General features: G+C 48.7%; 12 protein-coding genes and 1 other RNA gene. 6 read left to right on the forward strand and 7 right to left on the reverse strand.

Translation table 11 applies throughout. The annotated features are described in order from the left end of the window. Nucleotides 1-90: 90 nt before the first annotated feature. The 3 genes from nudK to grpE all read right to left on the reverse strand — a co-directional run bounded on the left by nudK (nt 91) and on the right by grpE (nt 3,028). A complete protein-coding gene (gene nudK, locus O1Q98_RS07660) occupies nt 91-675 on the reverse strand; it encodes a GDP-mannose pyrophosphatase NudK (RefSeq protein WP_125258404.1) in 585 nt (194 codons plus the stop codon). Between the two features lie 172 nt (nt 676-847). Continuing rightward, a complete protein-coding gene (locus O1Q98_RS07665) occupies nt 848-2,086 on the reverse strand; it encodes an Nramp family divalent metal transporter (RefSeq protein WP_125258403.1) in 1,239 nt (412 codons plus the stop codon). A gap of 354 nt (nt 2,087-2,440) precedes the next feature. Next, nucleotides 2,441-3,028, reverse strand: coding sequence for a nucleotide exchange factor GrpE (grpE, locus tag O1Q98_RS07670; RefSeq protein ID WP_125258402.1), 588 nt, complete (start codon nt 3,026-3,028; stop codon nt 2,441-2,443). Between the two features lie 162 nt (nt 3,029-3,190). On the opposite strand from grpE, the gene nadK reads away from it, so the two are divergent. The 3 genes from nadK (at nt 3,191) to bamE (ending at nt 6,270) form a co-directional block, all read left to right on the forward strand. Next, on the forward strand, nt 3,191-4,069 hold the full coding sequence (gene nadK / locus O1Q98_RS07675; protein WP_164512955.1) for an NAD(+) kinase: 879 nt from the start codon (nt 3,191-3,193) through the stop codon (nt 4,067-4,069). An 83-nt stretch (nt 4,070-4,152) separates the two neighbouring features. After that, nucleotides 4,153-5,814: a DNA repair protein RecN gene (gene recN / locus O1Q98_RS07680; RefSeq protein WP_125258400.1), complete on the forward strand. Its 1,662-nt coding sequence runs from the start codon at nt 4,153-4,155 to the stop codon at nt 5,812-5,814. Between the two features lie 111 nt (nt 5,815-5,925). Further along, nucleotides 5,926-6,270 carry an outer membrane protein assembly factor BamE gene (gene bamE, locus O1Q98_RS07685; protein WP_125258399.1) on the forward strand — a complete coding sequence of 115 codons (345 nt, stop codon included), beginning with the start codon at nt 5,926-5,928 and terminating at the stop codon, nt 6,268-6,270. Between the two features lie 88 nt (nt 6,271-6,358). On the opposite strand, the gene O1Q98_RS07690 is transcribed toward bamE, so the two are convergent. Both O1Q98_RS07690 and O1Q98_RS07695 read right to left on the reverse strand, forming a co-directional pair. After that, nucleotides 6,359-6,652, reverse strand: a complete 294-nt coding sequence (locus O1Q98_RS07690) for an RnfH family protein (protein ID WP_125258398.1) — start codon at nt 6,650-6,652, stop codon at nt 6,359-6,361. After that, nucleotides 6,645-7,079, reverse strand: a complete 435-nt coding sequence (locus O1Q98_RS07695) for a type II toxin-antitoxin system RatA family toxin (protein WP_125258397.1) — start codon at nt 7,077-7,079, stop codon at nt 6,645-6,647. Before O1Q98_RS07695 ends, O1Q98_RS07690 begins: the two co-directional genes overlap by 8 nt. A 155-nt stretch (nt 7,080-7,234) precedes the next feature. Between O1Q98_RS07695 and smpB the strand changes: the two genes are divergently transcribed. The 3 genes from smpB (at nt 7,235) to O1Q98_RS07710 (ending at nt 9,593) form a co-directional block, all read left to right on the forward strand. Continuing rightward, nucleotides 7,235-7,717, forward strand: a complete 483-nt coding sequence (gene smpB, locus O1Q98_RS07700) for an SsrA-binding protein SmpB (protein ID WP_125258396.1) — start codon at nt 7,235-7,237, stop codon at nt 7,715-7,717. A 50-nt stretch (nt 7,718-7,767) separates the two neighbouring features. Then, nucleotides 7,768-8,131, forward strand: a transfer-messenger RNA (tmRNA) gene (gene ssrA / locus O1Q98_RS07705). Nucleotides 8,132-8,213: 82 nt separating this feature from the next. Then, a complete protein-coding gene (locus O1Q98_RS07710; RefSeq protein ID WP_125258395.1) occupies nt 8,214-9,593 on the forward strand; it encodes a site-specific integrase in 1,380 nt (459 codons plus the stop codon). On the opposite strand, the gene O1Q98_RS07715 is transcribed toward O1Q98_RS07710, so the two are convergent. Beyond that, a protein-coding gene (locus O1Q98_RS07715) for an IS3 family transposase (RefSeq protein WP_423201726.1) occupies nt 9,568-10,742 on the reverse strand; the annotation gives its coding sequence in 2 pieces (ribosomal slippage) (nt 9,568-10,484 and nt 10,484-10,742; 1,176 coding nt in all). The two genes, O1Q98_RS07710 and O1Q98_RS07715, sit on opposite strands and share 26 nt — an antisense overlap. 58 nt (nt 10,743-10,800) lie before the next feature. Beyond that, on the reverse strand, nt 10,801-11,874 hold the full coding sequence (locus O1Q98_RS07720) for a metallophosphoesterase family protein (RefSeq protein ID WP_125258384.1): 1,074 nt from the start codon (nt 11,872-11,874) through the stop codon (nt 10,801-10,803). Between the last annotated feature and the right edge of the window lie 197 nt (nt 11,875-12,071).

Consider the following 12,071-nt stretch of genomic DNA (forward strand, 5'->3'; position numbering starts at 1 on the left):
CATCGCGCGCGATACGCGCAGTGGCGACTTTAGCGGGCATGCCACGTCAGGAAACAGGCCAGACACAGCGCTGGCAGGGTTAAATATGCATTAACGCGTTGAATTGAACCAACCGCTGATAAAGGCATGCTGCAATAACATGATGGTTTTACCATCGCGAATACGACCGTCTTTGATCATTGCCATCGCTTCAGTAAACGGTAATTCCAGCACTTCAATGTCTTCATCCTCCACCCCGCCACCGTGGAAACGTTTTTGCGCATCGTCATATTCCGCCGCAAAGAAATGTACCAGCTCCGTCACGCCACCAGGCGACATATAGGCTTCAAACAACTTCTCAACCTCACCTATTTCGTAACCGGTTTCTTCTATTGCCTCATTGCGAATGCACTGCTCTGGCGATAAATCATCCAACAGACCGGCGCATGCCTCCAGCAACATTCCACTGTCGTTGCCGTTAAGATAAGTGGGCATGCGGAATTGACGTGTCAGCACCACCGTCGCCTTGGCGCGGTTATACAGCAGAATGGTCGCCCCGTTGCCACGATCATACACTTCACGTACCTGTCGTACCGTATCGCCATTTTTTCTCTTTAAATCAAATACATATTTATGAAGAACAAACCAGTGATCGGATAACAGCTTCTTTTCAAGCACAGTAATAGGTGCAGACATAGGGGTATCCCGGTAACAAAATTCAACATCAGATAATAGCCCTGCCCCAGCGGGAATGCACTTTTCATCCAATGAAAAATAAAAGCGCGAGGCACAACGCTCAACTCACTATAAAAACAAACGCCTTCACATCAGTTGTGAAGGCGTCATTCACCCATCCGCTTAGGTAAACTTACTTACCCAATAAGGTATCTACGATCAAATACAAGTTCAGCGTCACAACCAGGCAAACAATCAGCTTGCCACTGTTTTGTACCAAACGGGTATTCACAAGGTTTCCCATCAGTTCACGGTTGCCGGTAAATGCCAACAGCGGGATGAGCGCCAACGCAATACCGAAACTCAGCAGGACCTGGCTTAACACCAATACCCTGGTTGGGTCCATACCAGAGAGAATCACAATGAAAGACGGTAGCATTGTGACAACCCGACGCAGCCACAGAGGAATATGAAAGCGTACAAATCCCTGCATCACCACCTGGCCTGCCAAAGTACCGACGACGGTAGAAGACAGCCCCGCGACAACCAGGCTTAAACCAAAAATCGTGGCGGCCGCTTGTCCCAATAACGGTTTCAACGTCAAATAGGCTTGATCGAGTTCAGCAACAGAAGTATTGCCGCTAAAGTGAAACGCGGCCGCCGCCGTCGCCATCATGGCCAGATTCACAAAACCGGCAATCGTCATCGCCACGGCAACATCGACCTTGGTTGCGCTATAGCGTTCAGCGCGAGTGACATGACTTTGCTGTTGGGTGAGCGAAGAGTGCAGGTAAATCACATGCGGCATGATAGTGGCGCCCAGCACGCCAGCAGCCAGAAGCACCGCATCCGAATTCGGCAGGCTCGGCACCATCATGCCGGTTGTCAGGGCTGCCAATTCTGGGCGAGAAAAAATCAGCTCAACAATATAAGCCGCAGCAACAAACAGCAGTAAACCACCAATCACCATTTCCAGTGGTTTCTGACCACGTTGCTGCAACATCAGGATCAAAAACGTGGCAATACCCGTCAGAATCGCGCCTTCAAGTAACGAAACGCCTAACAATAGCTTAAAGCCCATTGCCGCGCCGACAAACTCGGCCAGATCAGTTGCCATTGCAATGATTTCGGCCTGAACCCAATAGGCGAAAACCGCCGGTTTAGGAAAGCGATCGCGAATATGCTCGGCCAGATTCTTACCGGTGGCGATACCCAATTTAGCCGACAACAATTGGATTAGCATCGCCATCAGGTTCGCCCACACAACCACCCAAAGCAGTTGGTAGCCATACGCCGCGCCGGACTGAATATTGGTGGCAAAGTTACCCGGATCGATATACCCGATCGCCGCGATAAATGCCGGCCCCATCAGGGAAAGCTTGAGCTTTCTTGACGTACGGCTGACTGATTCCACTACACGACTCCCCGGCATATGAGTAACCCTTCTAATGCTATTGTTGTTTTACTACTCTCGCAAAGTTGATAATGATTATCAAGTGCATTTAGAACGGAAGTGATGATTGCTCTGATAGGTAATGATAATGAAGCATCTGTGTAATGAACGATACTCGTTTTAATACGTAAATATTAACAAAATATAAACAAAAAAGCACTGATGTGCCATTCCTTTAAGGGCTATAAACAAAAAGAAAAACCGGGCAAGTGCAAACGCCAAATAACCGCGACGCGCAGTAAGACCACGATGGGTTGAAAATGAAACGGGGTAGAACGAAGAGGAAAACACAGGGGCACGCAGGCGGCACCCCTGGCAGCAGTGCGGAGTCGCTTATTCCGCCGCTTTAGAAACGGCGACCATCGCCGGACGCAACAGTCGGCCATTTAAGGTATAGCCTTTTTGCATCACCATCATGACGTGATTCGGTTCATGCTCGGCAGATGGCAACATGGTCATTGCCTGATGAATCTCAGGGTTAAAGGGCACATTAACCTCAGCGACCACCTCAATACCAAATTTCTGCACGGCAGACAGCATTGCTTTTAACGTCAACTCAACCCCTTCGATCATCGAGGAAAGGGCATCATTGGACTTATCAGCCATATCCAGCGCACGTTCAAGATTGTCGATAACCGGCAACATTTCACCGGCAAACTTCTCCAGTGCGAACTTATGTGCTTTTTCCACATCCAGCTCGGCGCGGCGACGCACGTTTTCCATCTCGGCACGGACACGCAACACACTTTCACGTTCACGCTGTTGCGCCTCGCCCAATTGCGCTTCCAGTTCAGCAATGCGTTCATTTCGCGGATCGGCCATGTCCGTCGTCTCTGGTTGCGCATCCGCTGATTGACCTTCCACTGCGTCCTTTTGATCGAAGACTTGCTCGTCAGGCGACTTCTGTTCTTTACTACTCATGAAATTCTCCGCGTTTTTCGCATTCATCTCGCTAGTTCGCTTATTATGGGGATCAAAACCGGGGTTTCAAGGGAACCACTCACATATTGTTAGCCAACTCTGCGGCCTAAAAATGTGAGTCTCCGGTGCTCTTATTGAGGACAACGCACCCACATGAACAGCATGAACAGATCGTTTAATTGCATCGGTATCGTCGGCCACCCACGCCACCCTAACGCACTAAGTACCCATGAGATGCTGTATCACTGGCTGCGTGAGCTGGGGTATCACGTCATGATAGAGCAACAGATCGCCCGCGAGTTGCATCTCAATGATGCCGACACCGGCAGCTTATCCGACATCGGCCAGCACGCTGACCTGGCTGTCGTTGTCGGAGGCGATGGCAACATGCTGGGGGCCGCGCGGGTACTGTCACGCTACGATATTGACGTTATCGGCGTTAATCGTGGCAACCTCGGTTTTCTGACCGATCTCGACCCTGACCACACTCAGCAACAACTCAGCGAAGTGCTGGCCGGTCGTTATCTGCGCGAACAGCGCTTTATGCTGGAAGCACAGATATGTCGCGCTAACCATCCCGGCAGTAGCAGCACCGCAATCAATGAAGTCGTGCTGCATCCGGGAAAAGTGGCGCACATGATTGAGTTTGAGGTCTATATTGACGACCGTTTCGCCTTTTCCCAGCGCTCTGACGGTTTGATTATCTCCACGCCGACAGGCTCAACGGCCTACTCGCTTTCCGGTGGCGGCCCTATCCTTACGCCCTCTCTGGATGCTATCGCTTTGGTGCCGATGTTCCCGCACACCCTTTCGGCTCGCCCATTGGTCATCAATAGCAGCAGCACTATCCGCCTGAAGTTCTCGCACATCACACAAGATTTGGAAATTAGCTGCGATAGCCAAATCTCACTGCCGGTTCAGGAAGGCGCTGAAGTGTTAATTCAACGTAGCCAGTACCACCTTAATTTAATTCACCCAGAAAATTACAGCTATTTCAATACGCTAAGTAGCAAGCTAGGTTGGTCTAAAAAATTATTCTGAAAGTCGCCATCCGCTATTTACTGTATAAAAAACCAGTTTATACTGTACGTAATCACAGTTGTTGTTACCTACAGGAAACGATCATGCTGGCGCAACTCACAATCAGTAACTTCGCCATTGTACGCGAACTGGAAATTGATTTTCAGGCAGGGATGAGCGTCATTACCGGGGAAACCGGAGCGGGTAAATCCATTGCGATTGATGCCCTGGGGCTTTGCCTTGGCAACCGCTCCGATGCCAACATGGTGCGTCCTGGCGCGTCCAGGGCCGATCTTTGCGCTCGCTTTTCGGTGTCTGATACACCAGCAGCGTTACGTTGGCTGGAGCACAACCAGCTTGATGACAGCAATGAGTGCCTGCTGCGGCGTGTGATCAGCGCCGATGGCCGCTCACGTGCGTTTATCAATGGCACGGCGGTTCCGTTATCACAGCTACGTGAGTTAGGTCAGCACCTTATTCAGGTGCATGGGCAACACGCACACCAATTGCTATTAAAATCAGATTATCAGCGTCACCTGCTTGATGCTTATGCCGATGAGCCGCAATTGCTGGCCAGCATGCGTCAAGCCTGGCTGCAATGGCACCGTAGTTGCCAGGCGCTGACACAGCACCAGCAAGCCAGCATCGAGCGAGAAGCGCGCAGAGAATTGCTGCAATATCAACTCAAAGAGTTGAATGAATTCGCCCCGCAAGCCGGAGAATACGAACAAATTGATGCCGAATATAAACGGCTTGCAAATAGCGGCCAGCGCTTGTCTCTCAGCCAACATGCGTTACAGCTTCTTAGCGAAAGCGAAGACCATAACTTGCTCAGTATGCTGCACAGCGCAAAACACCAGCTCACCGAACTCATAACCCTGGATGAGAAACTCTCAGGGGTACTCACTATGCTTGAAGAGGCCAGTATCCAGATTAGTGAAGCCAGTGATGAGCTACGCCATTATTGTGACAGGATGGAGCTTGATCCTATTCGCCTGTATGAGTTAGAGCAGCGTCTGTCACGCCAACTGATGTTGTCACGTAAACACCATGTTAGCGCACAAGAACTCCCTGCATTCCATCAGCAATTGCTTGATGAGCAGCGCCAGTTGGAACAACAAGACAGCGACCATGACGCTCTCAATCTCGCCGTCGAAGAGCATTACAAACAGGCATGCCATATCGCCGCGCAGTTACACCAACGCCGCTGTCAACATGCAGAAGAATTGGCCCACTTAATTACAACGCATATGCACGATCTGGCAATGCCACATGGCCATTTTACAATTGATGTCACGTTAAACCCGAACACGCTGGCCGCTCATGGAGCCGACCACATCGAATTCCGAGTCACCACGAATCCAGGCCAACCCCATCAACCCTTGGCCAGGGTAGCCTCGGGTGGTGAGTTATCTCGAATCGCGCTCATTATTCAGGTTATCGCAGCAAGAAAAATGGAAACACCCGCGCTGATTTTTGATGAAGTCGATGTGGGCATCAGTGGGCCAACTGCTGCCATCGTGGGCAAAATGCTGCGTCAGCTCGGCCTCTCCACTCAGGTCATGTGCGTCACACATTTGCCGCAAGTGGCTGGATGCGGCCATCACCATTATTTCGTCAGTAAGCACACCGATGGCGAAGTCACTGAAACCCTCATGCAGTTACTTGGAAAACGTGAACGGCTACAAGAACTCGCACGATTACTTGGTGGGTCTGCCGTAACAAAAAATACGCTGGCTAATGCCAGAGAGCTATTAGCGGCATAGTGAAGGTCAACTTTTTCGAATTCGCATTGTCTTACAGGCATCTTGCAGGTTTTCAAGTCAGGCAAGGTCTATTATCATCTGCAACCTATGCCCTTAAGGAATCTAATCACTATGCGCTGTAAAACGCTGACTGTCGTCGCCACGGTGGTTGTTGTCATGTTGACTGCCGGTTGCTCCACCCTTGAACGGGTTGTCTATCGGCCAGACATCAATCAGGGGAACTATCTAGCATCCGCTGATGTTGCCAAAATTCACAGTGGAATGACCAAACAGCAGGTCATATACACGCTGGGCACACCAATGATGCAAGACCCATTCGGCTCTGACACCTGGTATTACGTTTTCCGCCAGCAACCTGGGCACGAAGTCGCTAAACAGCAGACGCTGACCCTGACATTCAACTCACAGGGCCTTCTTACCCATATTGACAATAAACCCGCACTACAGACTCAGTAACCAAAGTCAGAAGCGGCATACGTCGTTTACATCATGGTAAGTGTCTATATTACTGTGATTTTCTATTACTGAAGCATGCAGGGCGCGTTTAACGCGCCTTGTTTTTAGAACGTTCCGACCGCTGACGACGCAGTTCTTTCGGGTCTGCTAACAGCGGGCGATAAATCTCAATGCGATCGCCATCACGCAGCACATCGCTTAATTTCACCGGACGACTAAAAACGCCCACTTTATTTACATTCAAGTCGATATCCGGGCGTAATGCGAGTAGGCCAGACATCTGAATAGCCAGCTCAACGCTACAGCCCTCTTCCACCGTCACCGATTGCAAAAACTGGCGCTCCGGCAAAGCATAAACGACTTCCACACGGATTTCAGGCACTGTAAACCTCTTTGGCTCGCTGAGTGAAAGCTTGCACCATATTATTAGCCAATTCTTTGAATATTTTGCCAAACGCCATTTCTATCAAGGCATTTTTAAACTCAAAGTTTAAATTTAGCTCAACTTTGCATGCCGCTTCACTCAACGACGTAAACCGCCAGTCACCATTGAGTTGACGAAACGGCCCATCCACTAGTTGCATTGCAATGCACTGATTGCTGGTCAAGGTATTACGGGTGGTGAACGTCTTACTGATCCCCGCTTTCGACACATCGACGGCCGCCGTCATTTCATTCTCACTGGCCGACAACACGCGGCTACCGGTGCAACCGGGTAAAAAAGCCGGGTAAGATGACACGTCATTCACTAATTTATACATCTGTTCAGCACTGAACGGCACCAATGCTGAACGACTGATTTTAGGCATACTCTTTTCCGTGATTCATAAAACGCGCAAAATAATACCACTGATACTCAGTCAGGCAAAAATTCTGCGAAGGGCATCGCACCCGCTCACAAAGCGCGACGGGAATCCCGATGAGGGATTTCATTCACAACGACAACCAGTATAATGATGGCACTATGACAAAGAAAAAAGCACATAAACCCGGTTCCGCCACCATTGCGCTCAACAAGCGCGCCCGCCATGAATACTTCATAGAAGAAGAAATTGAAGCGGGGCTGGCCCTTCAGGGCTGGGAAGTCAAATCGCTGCGTGCAGGCAAAGCCAACATCAGTGACTGTTATGTCCTGATGCGTGATGGTGAAGCTTACCTGTTCGGTGCCACTTTTACTCCGCTACATGGCGCATCCAGCCATGTGGTTTGTGACCCGACACGCACCCGAAAACTGCTGTTGAATCAACGCGAACTGGATTCGCTATATGGTCGAGTCAACCGAGAAGGCTACACCGTTGTCGCATTGTCTCTGTACTGGAAAAATGCCTGGTGCAAAGTCAAGATTGGCGTAGCCAAAGGTAAGAAAGAACACGACAAGCGTGACGATATCAAAGAGCGTGAATGGAAGCTGGATAAAGCGCGCATCATGAAAAACGCGGCTCGTTAACAGTCGCTAGCGCAGCGAGCCATCTTTCTGTTATAATGGAAAAATATCTTGGGGCTGATTCTGGATTCGACGGGATTCGCGAAACCCAAGGTGCATGCCGAGGGGCGGTTGGCCTCGTAAAAAGCCGCAAAAAAATAGTCGCAAACGACGAAACTTACGCCGTAGCAGCTTAATAACCTGCTTACAGCCCTCTCTCCCTAGCCTCCGCTCTTAGGACGGGGATCAAGAGAGGTCAAACCTAAAAGAGATCGCGTGGATGCCCTGCCTGGGGTTGAAGCGTTAAATCCAATCAGGCTAGTTTGTTAGTGGCGTGTCTGTCCGCAGCTGGCAAGCGAATGTAAAGACCAGACTAAGCATGTAGTACCGACGGTGTAGGAATTTCGGACGGGGGTTCAACTCCCCCCAGCTCCACCAAACCTAACGGCTTGATTCTCTTAGAGATTCAGGCCGTTTTTCTTTGAGCATGTGGCACAACTGTGACTCAGGAGTGTACCATATGTCGTCCAACAGCATCCCCCATTACCTCTATAAGCGTAACCACACATGGTGGTTTAGAAAGCGCTTTGTATCTCAGGGCAATGCAATCGAGTACAGGCTGAGCCTGCAAACAGCAAGCTTTCAGCGTGCCCGGCTTCTCGCCCTGCGTTTACAGACACTTTGCCAACAGATGGTTGCTTCTTTGGGGGCCCCCAAGAAACAGAAGAATGGCGTGATGGGAAAATCAGCACAAGAGCAAATCAAAGCAAAACTTCGAGCAAAAATTGCCGAATGGACCGCCGAAGAGACAGAACATTGGTTCTGCGGTTCTGAACGTAACGAAGGCGACCTGAACGATTATCTAGAGACGTTAGATATGGTTGTCTCTGATTTAAAGGAACGCATTGCTTACGATGATAAGCCATCACTGCACCGGGCCGAAGCAAATACAGTTCTGGACGAACTGCCACACCTCAAAGCAACTCTCAGCGAATACGATTATCAAGTTATTGCTCGTATGGTGGCACAAGCTAAGGTCAAATCATTGCAGGATACCCGAGCAATCATTCTTGGAGGTGATGCTGACTGGCTTACAACTAGCCCAGTTCCCTCACAAGAGACGTCCCGCTCAGATGTTCATTTTCTTTCAGATATGATCAGCAAGTACCAAGCCGAGAACGCAAGCAAAGAGCACTCGCAGAAAAGTCAGGACAAATATGCTCATTCGCTCGCACTGACCTTCAGTTTCTTCGGCAATGTGCCCATTTCGGAGATCTCATTATCCAGCGGTAGAGAGTTTCGTGAGTTACTTGCCTCATTACCTGAGAAACTCAAAGCCAAAGAAATGCTCGAAACTCCACTACTTGAGCTTATTTCTAAGAAAAAGGCTTCCAAAACTATCGCAACGGCTACGGCTAACGATCACCTTGAAAAGGTACGCCGCTTCTTTCAATGGATGCTAGATACAGGGTATCTGTCTGATGACAATCCCATACCTAAAGAACCATTACCCGAGCCAAAGCAGAGCAATAAGGCAGCGAGACATGCGATTTCTGACGAAGATGCAGTAAAAGTGTTTAACCATCACATCTTTACTGAGCATCGAGGCCTTGTGACCAACAAAATTCAACATCCACATCACTTCTGGCTTCCTTTACTCTGCCTCTTTACAGGCATTCGCCCGAACGAGGCTTGCTTACTGTATGTCGATGACATCGAGCTGGTGGGAAAGGTGTGGTGTATCCGCATTGATAAGCGTTTTGATGAACAAAGGTTAAAAACGCCCAACGCCTTACGCTATATCCCTCTACATAAGTGTTTACTGGAAATTGGCTTCGTGAGATATGTACATGATTTCAGCTCTTTTGTAGTGGTCAACAAAAACTGGCCACAGCGTTAGAGTTTTTCCAGAACAATCGTTCTGATTCATTCGGCGTCAAACCACCATTATATTGATGGGGTCTGAGCTGGCTGTAATATTCCGTGATGTAGTTCGTTATCGCTGCGCTGGCTTCACTAAAGTTGGCGTATCCATTATTCGGCACCCACTCTGTTTTCAGGCTTCTAAAAAAACGTTCCATCGGGCTGTTATCCCAGCAATTCCCCCGGCGACTCAGGCTTTGCTTTATCTGATATCTCCACAGTAATTGTCTGAAATTTCTGCTGGTATAGTGGCTACCTTGATCCGAGTGATACAGCAAATTAGAGGGTTTTCCTCGCGCTTCCCAGGCCATGGACAGCGCTTTCGTTGTCAATGCAGAGTCCGGGAAAAATGACATCGCCCAGCCAACTGGTTTACGAGAAAACAGATCAAGCACAACGGCTAAATAAGCCCAACGTTTACCTGTCCAGATATACGTCACATCACCACACCAGACCTGATTAGGTTCTGTTACTGCAAACTGGCGCTCAAGATAGTTGGGGATCTCTACGTGCTCCTTAGACGCCTTCTTATATCGATGGCCGGGCTGCTGACAACTGATGAGATTAAGTTCTTTCATCAGCTTTGTTGCCCGCCAGCGACTCAGTTTTACGCCTTTGGTTGTGACCATCGCGGCAATATTACGTGCACCTGCAGAACCATTACTTTCGCGATAGCTTTCACGAACAAGACTGAGTAATACCACGTGTGTGGCATCAGGCTTCTTTGGTTGCCGCCAGTATTTATAGCTGCTGCGATGAACCCCAAACACATTGCACATAACGGCAACGGGAAACCGCGCCCTGAGTTTCTCAACTAATGAGAATTGTTCAGGGAGTCTGACATCAAGAGCGCGGTAGCCTTTTTTAATATATCCCTTTCCATTTCAACACGTTGAAGTCTTTTCTTCAGCTCGCGTATTTCAATCTGCTCAGGTGTCATGGGTGAAGCTATGGGTGATTTTCCCGCTCGTTCTTCTTTCAACTGGCGGACCCACTTATCCATCGTGGATTTGCCGACATTCATTGCCGTGGCAGCGGCGGCAACAGTGTAATGCTGATCGAGTACAAGCTGGGCAGCTTCAAGGCGAAACTCAGGGCTAAAATTGCGTCTGTTACGTCCGGTCATAATGTCACCTGTTTTTGACTATGAGGCGATGATATCACCTCTATTCAGGTGGCCAAATTTAGTGTGCCACTACATCTACAGCCAGTATTGGTTCTATGGGGGAAGAGGAAGGAGTTACTTCAGGGCGTGGAGCAACGCGAAAATTTGGTGAGTTAAGGCGATAATTGGGATCCTTTCCACCTAAGCGCTTATCGTCATTTTCAAAACAAGTACGCTGCGGGTTCCAGGCTCTTGGATGTATTGTTACCGATAGCCCATCGATTTCTTCATCCCAATCAAACTCAATGATGTTATAAGTAAAGGTGTAGACGTCATCGGAATGATAAGGAACTGTTGCACCAGCTGCGAGCATTAAAACATCACAACCTTGATCAACGCTATCCACGGATACCTTAGGATCATGCTCATGACCAGAAATAAATACACGAGCACGGCTACGTACATATTGACGGACTTGCTCTTGATCTTTGTACCAACTAAGAGGATGGTGAACGAGAATTACATTTTCAATCCCATCATTACGGGGAATGACGAATTGTCGCGCTCCGATCATTAATTCTGGATCTTCATCGCGTTCTTTTCCATGGCAAAGCAAAGATGAATTGAGCCTTATAAAACGAATAGAGCGGCCTGGAGCTAAGTTTACTTCCAGCTCGGAAGCAAATGTTCCTTCATCGTTTAGTGGGCAATCGTAGCCGAAACTGAAGTTTCCGTAGTCTTCGAATCGAGCAAAAAGAGCGGCACGATCCACTGGATTATTCATAACTTGTTCGTATTCTTTGGGGCCACCAGTACGGATGTGGTCAAGAATAGCTTGTCCCGATAACGACAACTTTGAACGATCAAGATCATGGTTACCCGGAACCATTTGAACACAATGGATTTCTGCCCCTATGCTGGAAGCAAGTTGGTCTAGCCATTCCCCTGCAGAGTCGTATTCCGCCTTGGTTCCCGAATGAGCAATGTCACCTGTAACCAAGATCCCATGTGCTACCCCATTGGCTAAATTTGAAACTACGTGTCGTGCATCAGAAATTAGTTGCTGTTTCACATCATCATGTATGTGGACACGGTCGTCACCTTTTTCTTGACCAAAATGGATATCTGATACATGAACAAATACTGCTGGCATTCTTACCCCCAACATTTTTCATTTTAGATACACAAAAAATCCATAAAAGCATCAATCCCCTAACAAGCAAAATAGCACTTCATTCAAATTAGTTAATCCCACCGATATTCACTAGATTATACAATGACTTCTAATCTATGGCCCTTAATCACATATGGACTGTTCTCACAACTTGGGCTAATACCACACCGTTAGAC

This window comes from Dickeya lacustris, from assembly GCF_029635795.1.
Classification (GTDB): Bacteria; Pseudomonadota; Gammaproteobacteria; order Enterobacterales; family Enterobacteriaceae; genus Dickeya; species Dickeya lacustris.